Annotated in this window: 18 protein-coding genes; 13 read left to right on the top strand and 5 right to left on the bottom strand. The window is 55.8% G+C overall.

Annotated elements, in window-relative coordinates:
- Positions 1 to 912: a universal stress protein gene (locus tag HY011_28010; GenBank protein MBI3426792.1), complete on the bottom strand. Its 912-nt coding sequence runs from the start codon at positions 910 to 912 to the stop codon at positions 1 to 3.
- A 335-nt stretch (positions 913 to 1247) separates the two neighbouring features.
- Between HY011_28010 and HY011_28005 the strand changes: the two genes are divergently transcribed.
- Positions 1248 to 2036 (top strand): cytochrome c3 family protein, encoded by a 789-nt coding sequence (locus tag HY011_28005; protein MBI3426791.1) that lies wholly within the window; start codon positions 1248 to 1250, stop codon positions 2034 to 2036.
- 149 nt (positions 2037 to 2185) lie between these two features.
- On the opposite strand, the gene mutM is transcribed toward HY011_28005, so the two are convergent.
- The gene (mutM, locus tag HY011_28000; protein MBI3426790.1) at positions 2186 to 3019 is read right to left on the bottom strand and encodes a bifunctional DNA-formamidopyrimidine glycosylase/DNA-(apurinic or apyrimidinic site) lyase; all 834 of its coding nucleotides are present in this window, start codon (positions 3017 to 3019) and stop codon (positions 2186 to 2188) included.
- 722 nt (positions 3020 to 3741) lie between these two features.
- Here mutM and HY011_27995 point away from each other — a divergent pair.
- The 4 genes from HY011_27995 to HY011_27980 all read left to right on the top strand — a co-directional run bounded on the left by HY011_27995 (position 3742) and on the right by HY011_27980 (position 7444).
- Positions 3742 to 4233 (top strand): PqqD family protein, encoded by a 492-nt coding sequence (locus tag HY011_27995; GenBank protein ID MBI3426789.1) that lies wholly within the window; start codon positions 3742 to 3744, stop codon positions 4231 to 4233.
- A gap of 178 nt (positions 4234 to 4411) precedes the next feature.
- Positions 4412 to 5242 (top strand): hypothetical protein, encoded by an 831-nt coding sequence (locus tag HY011_27990; protein ID MBI3426788.1) that lies wholly within the window; start codon positions 4412 to 4414, stop codon positions 5240 to 5242.
- 260 nt (positions 5243 to 5502) lie between these two features.
- Positions 5503 to 6939, top strand: coding sequence for a F0F1 ATP synthase subunit beta (atpD, locus tag HY011_27985; GenBank protein MBI3426787.1), 1437 nt, complete (start codon positions 5503 to 5505; stop codon positions 6937 to 6939).
- Positions 6940 to 7036: 97 nt separating this feature from the next.
- A complete protein-coding gene (locus tag HY011_27980; GenBank protein MBI3426786.1) occupies positions 7037 to 7444 on the top strand; it encodes a F0F1 ATP synthase subunit epsilon in 408 nt (135 codons plus the stop codon).
- Positions 7445 to 7522: 78 nt separating this feature from the next.
- Here the strand turns inward: HY011_27980 and HY011_27975 are convergent, their stop codons facing one another.
- Positions 7523 to 7963 carry a hypothetical protein gene (locus HY011_27975; GenBank protein MBI3426785.1) on the bottom strand — a complete coding sequence of 147 codons (441 nt, stop codon included), beginning with the start codon at positions 7961 to 7963 and terminating at the stop codon, positions 7523 to 7525.
- Between the two features lie 325 nt (positions 7964 to 8288).
- On the opposite strand from HY011_27975, the gene HY011_27970 reads away from it, so the two are divergent.
- From HY011_27970 to HY011_27935, 8 genes are all read left to right on the top strand, one after another.
- Positions 8289 to 8996, top strand: coding sequence for a MotA/TolQ/ExbB proton channel family protein (locus tag HY011_27970; GenBank protein ID MBI3426784.1), 708 nt, complete (start codon positions 8289 to 8291; stop codon positions 8994 to 8996).
- A gap of 1 nt (position 8997) precedes the next feature.
- Positions 8998 to 9429: a biopolymer transporter ExbD gene (locus tag HY011_27965; protein ID MBI3426783.1), complete on the top strand. Its 432-nt coding sequence runs from the start codon at positions 8998 to 9000 to the stop codon at positions 9427 to 9429.
- 18 nt (positions 9430 to 9447) lie between these two features.
- Complete coding sequence (locus HY011_27960; protein MBI3426782.1) at positions 9448 to 10305, top strand: TonB C-terminal domain-containing protein; 858 nt, start codon at positions 9448 to 9450, stop codon at positions 10303 to 10305.
- A gap of 331 nt (positions 10306 to 10636) precedes the next feature.
- A complete protein-coding gene (locus HY011_27955; GenBank protein ID MBI3426781.1) occupies positions 10637 to 11923 on the top strand; it encodes a PD40 domain-containing protein in 1287 nt (428 codons plus the stop codon).
- Positions 11924 to 11933: 10 nt separating this feature from the next.
- Positions 11934 to 12173 (top strand): hypothetical protein, encoded by a 240-nt coding sequence (locus tag HY011_27950; protein MBI3426780.1) that lies wholly within the window; start codon positions 11934 to 11936, stop codon positions 12171 to 12173.
- The gene (locus HY011_27945; protein ID MBI3426779.1) at positions 12170 to 12430 is read left to right on the top strand and encodes a Txe/YoeB family addiction module toxin; all 261 of its coding nucleotides are present in this window, start codon (positions 12170 to 12172) and stop codon (positions 12428 to 12430) included. Before HY011_27950 ends, HY011_27945 begins: the two co-directional genes overlap by 4 nt.
- A 48-nt stretch (positions 12431 to 12478) precedes the next feature.
- Entirely contained in the window at positions 12479 to 13486 is a 1008-nt protein-coding gene (locus tag HY011_27940; GenBank protein ID MBI3426778.1) for an OmpA family protein, read from the top strand.
- A gap of 81 nt (positions 13487 to 13567) precedes the next feature.
- Positions 13568 to 14425, top strand: coding sequence for a tetratricopeptide repeat protein (locus HY011_27935; protein MBI3426777.1), 858 nt, complete (start codon positions 13568 to 13570; stop codon positions 14423 to 14425).
- A gap of 97 nt (positions 14426 to 14522) precedes the next feature.
- Here the strand turns inward: HY011_27935 and HY011_27930 are convergent, their stop codons facing one another.
- Together HY011_27930 and hpnI are read right to left on the bottom strand one after the other, a co-directional pair.
- Positions 14523 to 15140 (bottom strand): hypothetical protein, encoded by a 618-nt coding sequence (locus HY011_27930; protein MBI3426776.1) that lies wholly within the window; start codon positions 15138 to 15140, stop codon positions 14523 to 14525.
- A 194-nt stretch (positions 15141 to 15334) separates the two neighbouring features.
- On the bottom strand, positions 15335 to 16489 hold the full coding sequence (hpnI, locus tag HY011_27925; protein MBI3426775.1) for a bacteriohopanetetrol glucosamine biosynthesis glycosyltransferase HpnI: 1155 nt from the start codon (positions 16487 to 16489) through the stop codon (positions 15335 to 15337).
- Between the last annotated feature and the right edge of the window lie 261 nt (positions 16490 to 16750).

Here is a 16750-nt window from a genome sequence, read left to right as displayed (position 1 = left end):
TCAAAATGTGGGTTGCCAAACGAACGCTTCCGCTACCTGTTCAGACTCTTTCACAAGTGCGGGCACGGCCAATACCGGCACTTCGGCAGTACGCACGATGCGCTCTGTCGTGCTGCCGCGCAGCGCATCCAGAAAGCCATGCCGGCCTGCCGTGGCCATGACGATCAGATCAGCCCGGGTTTCATGTGCTGTTTGCAAAATGGCTTGTTCAATGGCCCCTTCTTTGACGACCAAATGCCATTCCTGCCCGGCACGCACTGAGCGGCGCACCTGCGGAGCCTCTGCCGCCGCGCCCACATACAACAACGTGAAGACTACCCCGGTACATTGCAGCGAGGCGGCTAAGGCTGAAGCGGCTTCGAGCGCCGCTTGCGACGGCGGCGTGCGATCCACCGGAATCAGAATGTTGCGCAACGTCGCGGCGCCGTTTTCGATGGCAATGAAACCGTCCACCCCTTGCGGCACGAACAATGCCATTTCGCCGGCGCGCCGGGCAATGGGTTCCGCCACCGTGCGATGCAGCCAGCGTTCCAGTCCGTCGTACTGATGCGTCGCCAGCACGATCAAATCGTGCGGATGTTTGCCCAGATATTCAAGCGTGCTGTTAACCGGATCGTCTTCCCAGGCAGCGATCTTCGCCACATTCAATCCGAGCGCCGCCACATCCTCACGCGTGCTGCCGGGCGCCAGAAAGCCCCAACGTTCCAAGGTCTGCCGCACGCGCGGAAATTCCGTCCAATCCGGCCGCTGCTTTTTCTCCTCGGTATGCAACATCGTTAAGCGCCCGTTGCGATGCGTCGCCAACTTGAGCGCGTGTGCAAAAGCCAAGTCGCTCGCCTCCGAAAAATCCGTCGGATGAAAAATGCGATCAAAGGCGATTTCGGTTTGAGCGTGTGAATTGTTGCTGGTCATTTGAACCGCCTTCCCTAGCCGTGCAATCAAATCCGCTAGAACTCATGCAATCAACTTGTGCCACCTATTTTGAGGTACGTCTTGAATTGAACTTCGCTCTTTGCCTCAGCGCAATTCGTATTCCGCAACGCGCTGCGCGTCATTCCCCAGCCAAAGCCGCAGCCTGCGTTCATATGACACGCGGGTTGCGTAATTTCGCTAAGCGGCTGCGCGAGATCCCGCACAGCCTGAACAAGCAAATCCAAAACCGCGTGGGTCTTCCCCCTTCATTTACGCTTTCGACACGGCACTGCGCTTGCCGCGCAATCAGTTGGAGCAATCCGGAGGAGTCACCTATGAAACTTGCCTTGCTGAGTATTTTGCTGACAACGGCGGCAGCGCTGCTGAGTATGGCGACCCAGCGAAAACCCGCCGCGCAACTGGCGGCGTTGCGCGACAACCAGTGCGTTGTATGCCATGCCAAACTGATGGAGCCGTTGCTTGTGAGTGCGCATTTTTACGAATGGCGCGGTTCAGCCCACGCACGCGCGCAAGTCGGTTGCGAACGTTGCCACGGTGGCGACCCCGCCGCAACCGTTTTCAAAACCGCACATCAAGGCGTGCTCAATGCCAGCTTTCCGACCAGCACCCTGGCGCCTAAAAACGCGCCTGCCACTTGCCAAGCCTGCCATCAGGAAATTGCGGCGCTGTTCACGCAAAGCCGCCATTTTCAGCAATTGCCCGCCTCGGGCGACGGACCGAGTTGCACAACCTGCCACCATCACATGGCCACGTCCGTTATCTATCGTGCGCCCGATACCGCGAACCTGTGCGCCAGTTGCCACCAAGCCAAAGGGCCAGCCGCGCAATGGCTCAACGTCCCCAAGCAAGCAGGCGATACGATTGCCGCTTTCAGCCGTGCCGATGAAGTTTTGGCGTGGTCGCGCTATCTGGTGACCGAGGGCCGAAAGCGCCGCTTGAATTTTGCGCCGGAAGAGGCCGAAATCGCGCGGTTTGAAAAGACCTTGCGGCAAGCCAAGCTAGCGTGGCACGGCTTTGATTTGAAAGCCTCGCGCGCCAACGCCGACCAGGTTTTTTTGCAGGCGACCAAACTGAAAGACAAACTCGCGGCGCGTGTGAAATAGGATAGGACTTACGCAAAGCCGGAAACCTTGCCACAGAGGCACCGAGACACAGAGCGAGAGAGAAGATTTTCTGGGAATTTAAGTCTTACCTCTGTGACTCTGTGCCTCTGTGGCAATGCTTCTGTGTAAGTCCTATAGTCGGCAGATCATCAGCGTCGCTGACATTGAGGACAAAAATAAGTTGACCGCTGCCCTTGCACGATGCGCCGAATCAGCGTGCCGCAAGCTTTGCAAGGGAGACCTTCGCGTTCATACACACGCGTCAGCGCTTCATACGTCCCGCCGGTATAACTGGCATCCAAGGCTTCGGGATCGGTATTGAGCGTGCTTTCATTGGCAATCGCCTCATTCAACACATTCACGATCTCTTGATGCAACAAGGCCGCGCGCGGTTTGGAGAGTTTGCGCGTCGGCAATTTCGGATTCACGCCCGCCCGATGCAGGGCTTCGGCGGCGTAGATATTGCCCAAGCCCAACACCTTCGTCTGATCCAGCAGCGCCAGCTTGATTTGCTGACTGCTGTCCCGCAGTGTCTCGAATAAGTATTCCAGGCTAAATTCATCACTGAAGGGTTCGGGTGCAAGCGGCGCGAGTTGGGCGCTCTCGTGCAATTTCCGAGTCGGCACAAGGTGCAATTTGCCGAACTTGCGCACATCGTGAAAGAGCAATTTCTTCTGATTGTCCAGATGAAAAACCGCGCGCGTATGCAGGGGCGCTTCAGCCCGGCTGTCCAAATAAAAGAACCGTCCCGTCATGCGCAAATGCACCAATAAGCTGCGGCCGTTGTGCAAATTCACCAAGATATATTTGCCCCGCCGCGTCACGGCCTCAACCCGCGCGCCTTTTAGTCCCGCCGCAAATTGCCGTGTGGACAGCTCCGGCGCGGTACGCGGCCAGAGCAACTTGGCCTGCGCAATTGTGCGGCCAGTGACCAAGGCGCGCAGATGACGCGCGACCATTTCGACTTCAGGCAGTTCAGGCATAAAGCTCCTCTTGATTACACCGGCAACTGAGTTTCCTGGCAGTTACAGCTTCACCTTGTAGTAACCACTTTAGAGCGGTTTGCAATTGCGTTTACGGGAGCGCGTTGTGCCGGGACAGTACCGCGCGCGTAAGCAAGCGGCACCTGGGCGACTCAGCCAATGGCGTAAGCTTGACGCGCCGCTTGCTCACGCGCGCGGTACTGTCCCGCTGCGCGACTTTTCCCATACACCGATGTGAAAACCGCTCTAGTCGTTCAAACCCGCACGCGTAACGAATAAATTCGTTACTACAAGGTGAGGCACACAATGCCAAAGAACTTGGTTGCCCGTGTATTGATAAATGGTTTTACAGACTGCGCCAAAGAGTAGCTGGCTGAACCAGTCGCGGCAAGCGCTTGTAATTCTTGGTTGACACGCTTTGCCTCTGTGCATAGACTGCCCGTGTTTGATTAATGATTTAACTGGCAAGTTGATAAGGCGCGTGGTAGGCGCCACCTCGATAAACAATCAACCAGTTTCTACCGACAGTTTCTACCGGCAGTTTCCACCGGAACGACATCCCAAGTTGTTGGAGTGCCTCCCACAACATCAAAACGACTACAACGAGCATCCGCTATTGTTAAGCCGCGCAAGTGTAAAATCTGAGCGCAACCAAATCAGGAAATTACGTCCGAGCTAAGCGCCGCAGTGATGTCCCTGATTTACCTAACCAGGAGAGAACAATGCCTACGACCACCCTTACGTCACAGTTGCCGCGCGCCCGGCGGGAAGGATTACTTTTTTCGCCGCTCAATGATGAGTTGGTCATCTATGACACAGAGCGGAACAAGGCGCATAGCCTGAATCGCATCGCTACTTTGGTGTGGAAGAATTGCGATGGCAAGACCACGGTGAGTCAATTGCGCGGCTTGATCGCGCAGGAATTGCATACCGAGGTTGACGAGCAAGTCGTTTGGCTGGCGTTGCAGCAATTGGAGCGGAATCGGTTGTTGGAGGGGCGCGTGCAGTCGCCAGGCAATTTGATTACGCGACGCGAGGCGGCAAAGCGGTTTGGAAAGGTGGCGGGGATTGTGTTGCCGTTGGTGGCTTCAGCGTTAGTTCCACCAGCCGCTGCGGCAGGTAGTCTTTGCGGGGGCACTGGCGCGCTTTGTTTTGCTAACTCAGATTGTTGCTCAAATAGCTGCAATTTGGTTACTAATCAATGTAATGCTTGAACAATTTTGAAGTTGCTCCGTAATCAGATCATTCCAGAATTTGATTGCATGTAGCCGTCAGACGGGTGTTTTATGAAATTCTTTCTGCCTGAATGATTTTCATAACAACTTATGACGATCTCTTCATTTGCCTCAAATGGGATCAACACTACCTTTACTGAAAGCTCCTTCCACCTGAATGAAAAAGCTTGACCGCCTAGGTTGGGTGGCCGGATTTTCATTTACCGCATACGGCGTGCGGGTAGGCGTTAGAACTAATCAGCCTGACATACTTGAAGAACTAAATAAACGATTGCCTTATGGTTGGAAACAAGCCAGGAACCATTTTGTTGAGACTTTGGTTTCACTGAAAATCGGTAACACTAATAAACAATTCAATACGCGTCAGTTTCATCTGCTGTACGGAGGAATTGTGCAGTTGGCACGCTCCTTGGACATAGAAGAGGTGCTTGATATTTTTGAATCAACCTTGAACCTTCACATCGCGGAATACGCCTCTAACCGGGTCTTTGTGCATGCCGGTGCTGTTAATTGGAAGGGGCGAACGATTGTTATTCCTGGTAGAACACATGCTGGCAAGAGCACTTTAGTCCGAGAGTTGGTAAAAGCGGGGGCAACTTATTACTCAGACGAGTACGCAGTGTTGGATATGCAAGGGCGCGTTCATCCTTACCCGGTCCCTATCGGCGTCCGCAACAATCCCCAAGCGCGACAAGAAAAGTACCCGATTGAAACCTTTGGCGGCATCGTCGGTACAAAACCGTTGCCAGTTGATCTAGTCCTACTCACCGAATACAAAGCAGGCACCCGTTGGCGGCCAAAACAGATTCCGGCAGGACAAGGGTTACTTTCCATTCTTGCCAACACTGTCTCAGCGCAACGCAACCCCGCCAAAGCACTCGCCACCTTGCAGCAAGTCGTCCTGAAAGCACCCGTTCTGAAAGGCGTGCGTGGCGAAACGGGCGAAGTCGTTGACGCCTTGCTGAACCGCCCTTGGCCCACCCTTTAGTAATCCGCAAACATTCCGGACTGTGTTGAATGACAGCCCTAACCAAGCAGTTTGTTTAAGCTGCTTGGCTTTTTTCGCCTGCCCTCGCTGGCAAAAATGCGCGACCGCGTGCTAGACTCCGCACCTTCTTCAAGGACTAATTTTCTCGCACATCTTGGCTGAGCGCCCGCCGCGACTTACAGATTTTTCATTCGCAGCCCGCGCCCGGCAGCAATTCATCTGGGTTCATACCCAAACTGTAAGGAGCGAACTAAGCATTTATGTCTACTGCGAATGGAATCACCGGCAAGGTTGTCCAAATCATCGGCCCGGTGGTAGACGTGGAGTTTCCCGAAGGCCACCTGCCCCCGATTTACCAGGCGTTGCGCGTCACCAGCGAAGGCTTCGACGTGCCGCGCCCCATCAACGTCATCTGTGAAGTCCAGCAGCACCTCGGCGAAAGCCGCGTGCGCACAGTTTCGATGTTGCCGACGGATGGCATGGTACGTGGTATGCACGCGCTCGACACCGGCGGTCAGATCAAAGTGCCGGTCGGCAATGGCACGCTAGGCCGTATCATCAACGTCATCGGCGAACCGGTGGACGAACGCGGGCCGGTTCCCGCTACGGATTACTATCCGATTCACCGCCATGCGCCCACCTTTGAAGAGCAATCCACCTCGCTCGAAATGTTGGTCACCGGCATCAAGGTCATTGACTTGATTCAGCCCTTTTTGAAGGGCGGCAAGATCGGTCTCTTCGGCGGCGCCGGTGTGGGCAAGACCGTCACGATCATGGAGTTGATCAACAACATCGCCAAGGCGCATGGTGGCTTCTCGGTTTTCGCCGGGGTCGGTGAACGCACCCGTGAAGGCAACGACCTGTGGGTCGAAATGCGCGAGGGCGGCGTCATCAATGACGAAGACAATTCCAAATCGAAAGTGGCGCTCGTTTACGGCCAGATGACCGAACCGCCAGGGGCGCGTTTGCGCGTGGCGTTGTCGGGCCTGACCGTCGCGGAATACTTCCGCGAACAGGGCCAGGACGTGTTGCTGTTCGTGGACAATATCTTCCGCTTCACCCAGGCGGGTTCGGAAGTGTCGGCGCTGCTGGGCCGGATGCCTTCGGCGGTGGGCTATCAGCCGAACCTGGCGTCGGAAATGGGTGAATTGCAGGAACGCATCACTTCGACCAAATCCGGTTCGATCACTTCGGTGCAAGCCGTTTATGTACCCGCCGATGACTTGACCGATCCGGCGCCGGCAACGACCTTTGCGCACCTGGATGCAACAACCGTACTGTCGCGCGACATTGCATCATTGGGGATTTTTCCGGCGGTTGATCCGCTCGCTTCTACCTCGCGCATTCTCGATCCGAAGATCGTCGGGGACGAGCATTACAACTGCGCGCAGGACGTAAAGCGGGTCTTGCAGCGCTACAAAGAGTTGCAGGACATCATTGCCATTTTGGGCATTGACGAATTATCGGAAGACGACAGGCTGTCAGTGTCGCGCGCGCGCAAGATTCAGCGCTTCCTCTCGCAACCGTTCTTTGTGGCCGCACAATTCACGGGTCTTGAAGGCAAGCTCGTGTCGCTCGCCGAAACGATCCGCGGCTTCCGTGAGATCGTGGACGGCAAACACGACGACATCCCCGAACAGGCCTTCTACCTCAAAGGCACGATTGACGAAGTCGTGGAGGCGGCGAAGAAAATGTAGATCAGACATCAGACCTTAGTCGTCAGACCTCAGACTTGAGCATTACGCTATTGTTTGAAGTCTGACGACTGAGGTCTGACGACTGAGGTCTGAGACTATGGCAGATAAACTCACACTCGAAGTAATCACGCCCGAAAAACTGGCCTTGCGCGAGGTCGTGGATGAGATTGTCGTTCCGGGCGCCGATGGTGAACTGGGCATCTTGCCCGACCATGCGCCATTGATTTCGCGCTTAAAGACCGGCGTGTTGACCTATCGGCGCGGCGCGGACAAGAAACAATTGCATGTCAGCGGCGGCTTCCTCGAAGTCCTGCCTGACAAGGTTTCGGTGCTGGCTGACGTGGCCGAAAAACCGGAAGAGATTGATCTGGCGCGCGCGCAACGCGCTCGTGAACACGCCGAGCAAACCATCAATGCGCGCGGCGAAGGGGTGGATTTTCAAAGCGCCGAATTGAAATTAGAACGGGCTTTGGTTAGGATTCAACTCGCCAAAGGCAGCAATTAAACCTATTTTTCCTTTCTCTCTGGATGGCGAAAGCCGCACGCGATTAACACACTCCGCGGCTTTCGCTCTTTTTTTGCCTCACATTTTCTTGATTGTAATGTTGGTCATACTGGCGTCTTTGCTTTGCGACATCGAGACCCAGAATTTCTGTGCATCCAGCACCTTTCTAGCGATTCTGCGGCCATTCTCCAATTGTTCAACGGCGGCATCACCGACCACTTCGTTAAATGGCGGCGCGTTTTTCACGTCGAGAATCATGACTTGAATGGCCGTGACGCTACCGTCTTCATACCGCACCGTCATCAAATCATCGCCGGTCAGCTTGAATTCATCGGCGGCTTCACCACTGCTGGCTGGCGCGCCGAGTTTGGCGCGCACATCGGCCTGTTTCATCCCAAGTTGCACGCCACGATATTCGGTCATGACTTTGCCTTGCGCAGCAGTCACAACGTCTGGCGCACAAAGCGTCAAGCCTGCGATCAAACCGGCCACACTTGCCAACTTCCAGATTCTGTTCATAGAGACACGCTCCTTTGTCAAAGATTGTTAGGGATAGTCTGGTGAGAAAGCCCAGCGGCGTCAGGTTGAGCGGAGCGAGTAATGTTTGCGGCAGGATTTTCTTTCGAGGCATGGCGCGAATTCCCGGAAGCTGCCTCGAAGTCTGCCGCGCCGTGCGCCACAAACCAAAAAGCTGAACTCGAAATCCTTACGCCAGAATGACTTTCTTGAACCGGGTCGGGGCACATGCTAGCATACGTTCGCAATTCAACAAGCAATCCAACACCAATTTTTCATCACGAAAAGGGAGCAAGGATCATTGAGCGCGCATACGGCTTGGCCTTTATTGCTACTTTTACAAGAACCCATCGTCCCCCGCACCGGCAACCTAGTTGATCTGCTTTTCCGTTCCAGTCCCATCGCCAAATTCGTCTTGTTGTTGCTGCTCGTGTTTTCGCTGATTTCCTGGGCAATCATCATCGCCAAAGAGATCGCCACGCGAAAGGCGCAGCAACAAACCCGCACGTTTTTACAGGTCTTTGGGCAGAGCCAGCGGTTATCGGACTTGCGCACCAGCGTGGCGGCGTTGACCGACAGCCCCCTGACTGCTATGTGCAACGCGGCAGAAGAAGAATTGCGCCGGCAACCCACGCTGAGCCTGGAGGCCGTGCAGCGCGCTCTGCAAAGCACGGCGATTGACGAGACGACGCGGCTAGAACGTTCATTGGGCTGGCTGGCTTCAACCGCGAGTGCCGCGCCTTTTATCGGATTATTCGGAACGGTCGTCGGTATCATCATCGCGTTTGAAGGGCTGAGCACTAGCACGACGACTTCGATTCAGGCCGTCGCACCCGGCATTGCCGAAGCCCTCATCGCTACAGCGGCAGGCATCGCGGCAGCAGTTCCGGCGGTGCTGGCCTACAATCACTATCTCAATCGCATTAAGGTTTTTGCGGCGGAGATGGACAGTTTCAGTTTGCGCCTACTCAATCTAATTGAGCGGGAGGCTGCTGAAACGACAATCCGCAATCCGCAATCTGCAATCCGCAATTGATATGGCATTTTCCACACGCAACGGACGCACCCAAACCGCGCTGGCCGAGATTAACGTCACGCCGCTCGTAGACGTCATGCTCGTGCTGCTGGTGATTTTCATGGTCACCGCGCCGATCCTGCAATCCGGCATTCAGGTCAATTTGCCGAAGACGCGCGAGGCCCAGGCCAAGGAAGCCACGCCGGATGTGCTCATCATTTCGGTGGATAAAGAAGGCGCAATTTATTTGAGCGGGCAAGACGAACAGAAAGCGATCAATGTCAACGATCTGCAAAAACTACTAGGCGAACGGTTGGCGCAATCGAAGGAACGGCGCGTCTATCTGCGCGGCGATGGCGAAACGCCGTATCGCGTGATCGCCTATGTGCTGGATCAGGCCAAACGCGTGCAGGCGAATGTGAGTCTGGTGACGGAGCCGACTGCGAAGAAGTGAAGAAGTAATCACGACGTAATGGGTGTGATAGCAAAAGTCGAAACAAATCAGCAAAGCGTGCAATGGGGAGCGATGCTCTCAGGCTTGCTGCATCTGTGCGTGCTCGGCTTTTGTTTCTGGTACTTCCGCCAACCGCTGACAACGCAGATTGTCGCGGCAGGAGCGGGCGAAAATGGCGGCACGGCCATTGAAGTCGGCGTCGTGGATGCCGCACAGCTAAGCCAATTCGGCCTCACCAAACCCAAAGCGGTTTCATTCGCGGGCACTGAGAATACGCCCGCCAATAATGTCGAGGTCGAGACGGCCAAACCGAAAGTCGCGCCGGATGCTGAGGTGCTTCCCTCCACGACCAAGGCGCCCAAACCGGTTAAAGAGAAGGTCGAAAAAACTGAACGCCCGACAGCCAGTCAGAACGAACAGCCTGTGACCAAACAGCCGTTGCGCGGCAGTTCGGCCAATACCAATGTCGAGGTCGGTCGTTCTGCTGGCATCCCAACACCAGCGCTGACGAACGGCGTGGGTGTCGCCACTGCGAATGTGGGCGCAGGCGCGTCTGGCGTGCCGGGCGGTTCGGAGTATGGGCGGCGCATTCAGATGATCTTGAGCCGCAATTACAATCCGCCTGGCGGCTACGATACAGCGGGACAGCATTTCGTCGTGATTCAGTTGCGGATTGCGCGCGATGGTCGCATTCTGTCGCTGGCGGGCGGGCGCGTCGCGGGCAGTTACATCAAGCGCCGCTCACCCATTGAGCAGGTCAATTTCGCCGCTGAACGCGCAATCATTGCGTCCAATCCGTTGCCGCCATTTCCGAATGGCTTTTTGTTGAGTGCGGAGGAAGCAGTGGCGGAAATTTGGTTTCGATATCCGAAATGATGCGACAATTTCTTCTTCGTCCCAACGATGACGAATGGTTTAATTTACGGCAAGATCAATTCGCGGCTGTGTCAAGGCCGCAAAGCGTGTCTTCTATCCAAATTGACGGATACGGCGATCATCGTATCGCAATCGGCACGGTAGAAGTTTCATCTTCATATGAAGACCCAGGTCTCCAGGTCTGCTTTGAAGGTGAGATCGAAGAGGACCGAGCAAATAAGATTGTCGAAGAGGTTCTGTCGAACATCACGCGAGGCACTGGTCAACCGGGACGCATTGTTCATCTTTAAGACTCAACTGCCGCTCTGCGGCTGAAGACAACATAGCTTGCATGAATAAAGCTTTTTCCATTCTCGCATTCATCCTGACGGCGTGGTTTGTTGCGCCTAACACATTTGCGCAACAAACATCCCAAGACGATCTCAAAAAACAGATCGGCACCATCATCGTCACGCCTGGCAACGGCCCGCTGTTGGCGGTCGCCGATTTCCAGCCGCGCGCGGCGGGCGTTGACCAAGCCGTCGCGACTTTCAACGAAGTCCTGCTCAACGATCTGCGGTTCGCGGGCATCGCCAATCTGGTCGGCAAGAGCTTGTACCCTAAAACCAAACTGCCTGATCCGGCTTCGCTCAAACCCGAAGAATGGACGAATGATCCGGTCAAGGCCGATTACGTGGCCTTTGGCAGCTTGACCAGTGCCACGCAGGCGCAAGGTTTTCTGTACGACGTAAAAACCAATTCGCAACTGCTGAACGCCAGCTTGAGTGGCAGCGATGCGCGCGACTTGGCGCATCAGTTCGCCGATCAAATCGTCAAGCTGCTGACCGGGCAGGATGGTATTGCGACTTCCAAACTCGCCTACATCAACAGCCGCGAAGTCTTCCTGATGGATTACGACGGCTATGGCGCGCGCCAGTTTTCGCACGATGGTTCGATTGCGCTCTTCCCTTCTCTGGCCCCGGACGGCAACCGCTTGGCCTATGTGTCGTATCGCAGCGGCCATCCCAACGTCGTGGTGCGTGGGATTGACGGGTTGATCATTGGCTCAACGCAATTCAAAGCGACGACCAGTTCGCCGAACATCGCGCCCGGCGGGCAGCTTGTTTTCAGTTCGAGCAAAGACAACGATTCGATGGAACTTTATGTGGCGAATGATGACGGATCGAACCCGCGGCGCTTGACGCGCACCAAAAACGCGGTGAACATTTCGCCACGCTGGAATCCGAAGACAGGCCGCGAGATTGCTTTCATTTCCGACCGGGGCGGCGCGCCGCAAATTTATGTCATTGGCGCTGACGGCACGAATGAAAGAGCGCTGCTCAGTCTGGGCGGTCAGATGGATTCGCCCGCGTGGTCGCCGGATGGCCGTTACATTGCGTTCACCTGGAATGGCGGTGGCGCGTTCAACATTTATGTGGCGGATGTGGCGTCGGGACAGGTACTGCGCTTGACCGGCGATGGCCGTAATGAGAACCCTACGTGGTCGCCCGACAGCCGCCATCTGGCGTTTCAATCCAATCGCACAGGCCGTTGGGAAATCTGGGCGATGCACATTGACGGCAGCGAGCAACGGCAATTGACGCGCAGTGGCGGGCGGTCGCCGTCGTGGGCGAAGTAAAGGAGCAGTGATGTATACAGTTTATCGGATCAATGCGGACGAACTCGACAACCGGTTTCTCAAAGCTCTTAAAGCCTTGTTCAAAAACAAGGAGATCGAAATCTCGGTCTGTGAAACCGCGCAAAGCGAGGAAGACGAAACCGCTTTCCTGCTGCGCTCGCCTGCTAACCGGGAGCGATTGCTCAAAGCGCTTGAAAACGTGGCGCAAGGACGTAATCTCGTAGCCGTCAGCCTCGACGAATTGCAATGAGGAAGTTCACGTTTGAAGCAAGCGCCTTTCAGGATTTCGCGCAATGGGCCACACAGGACAAAAAGCTGCATCAACGGCTCATCGGCTTGATTACCGCTACGCTGCGGGATCCGTTTTCGGGCATTGGCAAACCGGAACCGCTCAAATACGAATTGAAAGGCTACTGGTCACGGCGCATCAATGATGCGCATCGGCTAGTCTACAAAGTAACTGACGATGCCATTATCATCGTCGCCTGCAAAAATCATTACGAATAACTTTGCACTAACAAGCGTTTCCCAAACTCACAAGGAGAACACTCAACAATGACTCGCAATTTCCGCAACCTCCCCCGCTGGCCGCTGCTGGCCGTGTTGGTCGTACTCACCGGCTTGCTGGCCTCTTGCAAACCCCCGACGGCAAAACTGAAGGTCTCGCGCACCGAGGTCAAACAGGGCGATCCTGTCACCGTCAGTTGGGAGACCAAAGACGCCAAGGCCGTCGCGCTCAACGGCGAAAAGGTCGAAAAGATTGGCGCCAAGACCGTCACCCCGAAAGAAACCACGACGTATGAAGTCGTCGCTTCCAAAGGCAAGAAAGAAGCCCGCGACAAGGCGACCGTGACCGTCAACGTCATTAAGGCCGTCGCACCGACCATCAACCTGCGCTCTGATCCGGGCACGGTTGAACGCGGTCAGAATTCAAAACTGATTTGGTCGGCGGCGAACGCCAAGATCGTCACGATTTCAGGGTTGGGCGAAGTCCCTGCCAGTGGCGAACGTGAAATCAGTCCGCGCGTCTCGACGACTTACACCGCGACCGCGCTGGGCGAAGGCGGCAATGCGACCGCCAGCACGCGCGTGACAGTCAACGATCCGCCGCCGCCGCCGCCGGCTGAACGCCAGCGCGTCGTCGTCGAGCCGCCACCACCAACGCCCACCGCGCCGCCGGTGGCCGAAGTGTTTAAGACCATGGTCAAACCGGTTTTCTTCGCGCTCGATAAATCCGACTTATCGGCTAACGAGCAGGAGAAATTGCGCCGGGCCGCCGAGTGGCTGTTGAAGCCGGAAAATCGCTCGATTGTTTTCCGCATCGAAGGCATGTGCGATCCGCGCGGCACGTCGGAATACAACCTGGGTCTGGGCGACCGGCGCGCACGCGCGGTCAAGAACTTCCTGATTAGCTTAGGCCTGGAAGAAAGCCGCATTGAGACGGTGAGTTACGGGCTTGAAAAAGCCCAGGGCACCGAAGAAGGCGCGCCTGAAGTGGCGCCTTCGTGGGCCAATGACCGGCGCGCGGAATTTGTCTACTTGCGCGGCGGCGAGCGGCCCTAGTGACAATTGGCGGTTGGCGGTTGGCAGCTTCATGGCTGCCAACTGCCAACGTTACAAAACAAAGTTATGAAAGTTTGGCAATTGAGATTTTATCTTGGTGGTGCGGTCTTGTTGGCGTTGCTGTTCACGCCCGCCATCGCCCAAAAGAAAGAGCAGTGGGACAAGATTGATCGAATGGCGGTGCAGTTGGAAGAGTTGAAGACCGAGTTCATTCTGTTGCAACGCTCGATGCAGGCGATGCAGGAAACCTTCAACAAAACCAATGGCGAAACGCGCACGCTGATCGAGCAGATGGGTGACAACATCGCCGCGATCCGGCGCGCCCAATCCACCGTCGCAACCAGCGCCAGCGATACGGCAACGCAAATTTCGACGATGGGCGAACGGGTCACGGCGACGAACTCAAGGATGGAACGGCTATCAGAGCAATTCGCCCAACTCAAAAAGTTGATCGAAGACATTCCGAAATTGCCGACCTTCACCCAACTTACGCCGGGCAATGCCGAACAGTTGTTTGCGGCGGCTTACAGCGATTATTCGCGCGGCAATTTCGATCTCGCTTCGTCAGAATTCAAGCAATACGTCGAAACTTATCCATCTTCCGAACTGGCCGACAATGCGCAGTATTGGATCGGTGAGATTCTGTATGCGCAAAAGAAACTCCCCGAAGCAGTCACCGAATTGGAAAAAGTCGCCACCGTCAACGCCAAAGGCGATAAGACGAGTTTAGCGCTCTATAAACGCGGGTTGATATTGTTGGAGCTAGGCAAAAGGGAAGAGGCGGTGGCGCAATTCCTGGTGTTATTCAAAGAGTACGCAAACTCTCCTGAAGGAACTTTGGCCAAGCAGCAATTGCAACAACTCGCGCCCGAAACGTTAGCGCCGCCACCAGAGCCAATTGCGCCTCCCGTGACGCCGCCAAAGAAACGGAAACCGTAAGCAAACCCGGCCTTGAAGCAAGGAAAAACACTAAAGGCCAGCGCTGCGCGTTACACAGCACTGGCCTTTGGCTTCTCTCTCCTTGCTCCTATGGCGATCAGTTATTGCCGCCGCCATCAGACCGACCGCCGCGAAAGCCCGGGCCACCCGGCCCTCTTGGCGCAAAGCCAGGCCCGCCTGGCCCGCCTGGGCCAAAGCCTGGTCCGCCTCGCCCGAAGCCTGGACCAAACCCAGGGCCGCCCGCGAGTGAGCCAGCCAAGGCGACCAAACGATCATCGCCCAATTTCTGCTTTAATGGTTCCAGTTGACCGCCCGCGCGCAAAACCGCCAGCACGTCCGCTTTGAATTTAGCGTCAGCAGCGAGGCGTGTTTTGGCCTGTGCGGTTTGCAAATTCGTCAGCGCGTCAATTTGCGTTTGAATGGCGGCTTGATTGCCCGCCAGGATGGCGGCATCAAGCGCCTCGTGCGCCGTTTTGAACGCCTCATTGGGCGTGGGTTTGTTGGCTTCGCGGAACGCCTTGATCAAATCTGTCAGTTGCGTCTCTTCTTGCGTCGAGAGCACTGGCGCGCTGGCTTCCGTGATCGCCCGTTTCAAAAAACCCAGGGGATCGCGCTGTTGCGGCGGCCCTTGCTGGCCCCCGGCCAGCGCTGCGCCCGCCGCGATCAAACAGGCGCACGTGAGGAACAGTGCCAAAAGATTTCTTCGCATCGTCATAAAACCACTCTCCAGTCGTTGAACTTTTCTGGTGCCCAAGGTTCGCTGCATAGTCACGAACCCACTCTTTAACTTGCTTTCACCAACGTATACAGCACGCTGTCAAGAAGAGTTCCACAAAGAGCGCTGGAAAAGGCGGCCTGGTTAAAACAGGTGATGTCCTTCGCTTGTTTCGCCTCAAAGTAAGCTGAGCTTCAAAAATTGACTCTTCTGAGTCGCGCGGTTACGAGTTGGAAGCGGCCATCATCCAACAATCGAAACCGCTCGTCGCGCCAGACAATTTCGCGGCTGACAAAGCCGCCCAGCCAACTGGCAAAACTGAGCAAATCCTGGCAGGGCAAAAACGCCAAGCCGGCATAAACAGTTCGATCCGACAGCAACTTCGCACCGACAACCGTTGCCAAGGCGAGTCGCAACACGAAAGCGGCTGCCAGCAACGTCCCCGTCAGCCACGTTGGCGAAAGCAGGAAAAAGCCGAGCGCCCAAATGAAGCCATAAGTGAAGCCTTGTCCCAGGTAACCAGCCGGCCGCGAAAAGCGTGTGCTGCGATTCCAACGCAACCGGTGTTTGAAGGTGCGCATAAATCCCGTGGTCGAAACGTGATGTTTGACTACGTGGGGTGAGAGCGCCACACGCCAGCCCGCCGCTTCGGCCCAATGCCCTAGCACAAAATCATCGGCCAGATAATCGCGCATCTTGGCAAAGCCGCCGATTGCATTCAGACACGCGCGCCGGATGGCCATCGAAGGCCCCAGCGTGAATTTCATGCCTTCCAAGCATTCGGCCACCACGACGCCGGCCATAAATTCTGTAGACATACCCAAGGCTTCGAGCCACGCCCAAAAATCACCCCGGCCTACGCCGCGATAGAGATTGGTCGCCGCGCCAACCTGAGGATCGTTGAAAGCGCTTGCCAGAGAGTGTAAATAGTCAGGCGCAACCGCCGTGTCGCTATCCGTGATCACCAGTAGATCGTGCTGCGCCGCCGCCGCCATCAGTTCCATGCTATAGACCTTGGCGTTCGCATACGGCGGTTCGCCCGTGTAAAGCAGCCGCACGGGAATGTTTGGATACTTGCGACGCAGGCGGTTGACGACATCCACAGCAGGGTCAATGTCAGTGCGCACGGCGAATAATAGCTCGTAGGTGGGATAGTCCTGCACAAAGAAGCTTTGCAGGCATTCTTCCAACTCAGGTTCAGCGCCGCACAAAGGCTTGAGAATGCTGAGCGGCGGCAAGGCGCGGGCGGACAAGGGCGCGGCGCTGGCACGGCGCTGGCTGAGGCGCCAGGCGCAAACCAGGGCAATCAAGTAATAGGCCAACCCGCCCAGCGTGATGATGTACTCCATGAATTGTGGCGCCAACAGTACGGCTGTCCGAACAAAACCAGGCATGCTTATCTTCCTTTACTGACTTTGTGAGCTTTCAAAGCGCGCCAGGGCTTTCGTTGTTTCAAACGATTAGAATTATTGCGACCTTTGGAAACAACAACTTAGCAAATTGGCGACGGGGACACTGAAACCCAGTGGGCGACCATCATTCTCCATTCTATATTCTCCATTCTCTTGCAGAGGCCGTCTTGATTGAGGTTTACCACTGCCCAGGAATGG

The sequence above is a fragment of the Acidobacteriota bacterium genome (assembly GCA_016196035.1).
Lineage (GTDB): Bacteria > Acidobacteriota > Blastocatellia > RBC074 > RBC074 > JACPYM01.
This window is presented reverse-complemented; position numbering and strand designations above follow the sequence as displayed.

What these genes read in the sequence shown, in the direction of transcription:
- mutM (MBI3426790.1), bottom strand. Translation starts at nt 3,019, where the DNA reads ATGCCTGAACTGCCTGAAGTCGAAATGGTCGCGCGTCATCTGCGCGCC.
- HY011_27930 (MBI3426776.1), bottom strand. Translation starts at nt 15,140, where the DNA reads ATGACGATGCGAAGAAATCTTTTGGCACTGTTCCTCACGTGCGCCTGT.
- HY011_27965 (MBI3426783.1), top strand. Translation starts at nt 8,998, where the DNA reads ATGGCATTTTCCACACGCAACGGACGCACCCAAACCGCGCTGGCCGAG.
- HY011_27980 (MBI3426786.1), top strand. Translation starts at nt 7,037, where the DNA reads ATGGCAGATAAACTCACACTCGAAGTAATCACGCCCGAAAAACTGGCC.
- HY011_27955 (MBI3426781.1), top strand. Translation starts at nt 10,637, where the DNA reads ATGAATAAAGCTTTTTCCATTCTCGCATTCATCCTGACGGCGTGGTTT.
- HY011_27990 (MBI3426788.1), top strand. Translation starts at nt 4,412, where the DNA reads ATGAAAAAGCTTGACCGCCTAGGTTGGGTGGCCGGATTTTCATTTACC.
- HY011_27945 (MBI3426779.1), top strand. Translation starts at nt 12,170, where the DNA reads ATGAGGAAGTTCACGTTTGAAGCAAGCGCCTTTCAGGATTTCGCGCAA.
- HY011_28010 (MBI3426792.1), bottom strand. Translation starts at nt 912, where the DNA reads ATGACCAGCAACAATTCACACGCTCAAACCGAAATCGCCTTTGATCGC.
- HY011_27960 (MBI3426782.1), top strand. Translation starts at nt 9,448, where the DNA reads ATGGGTGTGATAGCAAAAGTCGAAACAAATCAGCAAAGCGTGCAATGG.
- HY011_27950 (MBI3426780.1), top strand. Translation starts at nt 11,934, where the DNA reads ATGTATACAGTTTATCGGATCAATGCGGACGAACTCGACAACCGGTTT.
- HY011_27995 (MBI3426789.1), top strand. Translation starts at nt 3,742, where the DNA reads ATGCCTACGACCACCCTTACGTCACAGTTGCCGCGCGCCCGGCGGGAA.
- HY011_27975 (MBI3426785.1), bottom strand. Translation starts at nt 7,963, where the DNA reads ATGAACAGAATCTGGAAGTTGGCAAGTGTGGCCGGTTTGATCGCAGGC.
- HY011_28005 (MBI3426791.1), top strand. Translation starts at nt 1,248, where the DNA reads ATGAAACTTGCCTTGCTGAGTATTTTGCTGACAACGGCGGCAGCGCTG.
- hpnI (MBI3426775.1), bottom strand. Translation starts at nt 16,489, where the DNA reads ATGGAGTACATCATCACGCTGGGCGGGTTGGCCTATTACTTGATTGCC.
- HY011_27940 (MBI3426778.1), top strand. Translation starts at nt 12,479, where the DNA reads ATGACTCGCAATTTCCGCAACCTCCCCCGCTGGCCGCTGCTGGCCGTG.
- atpD (MBI3426787.1), top strand. Translation starts at nt 5,503, where the DNA reads ATGTCTACTGCGAATGGAATCACCGGCAAGGTTGTCCAAATCATCGGC.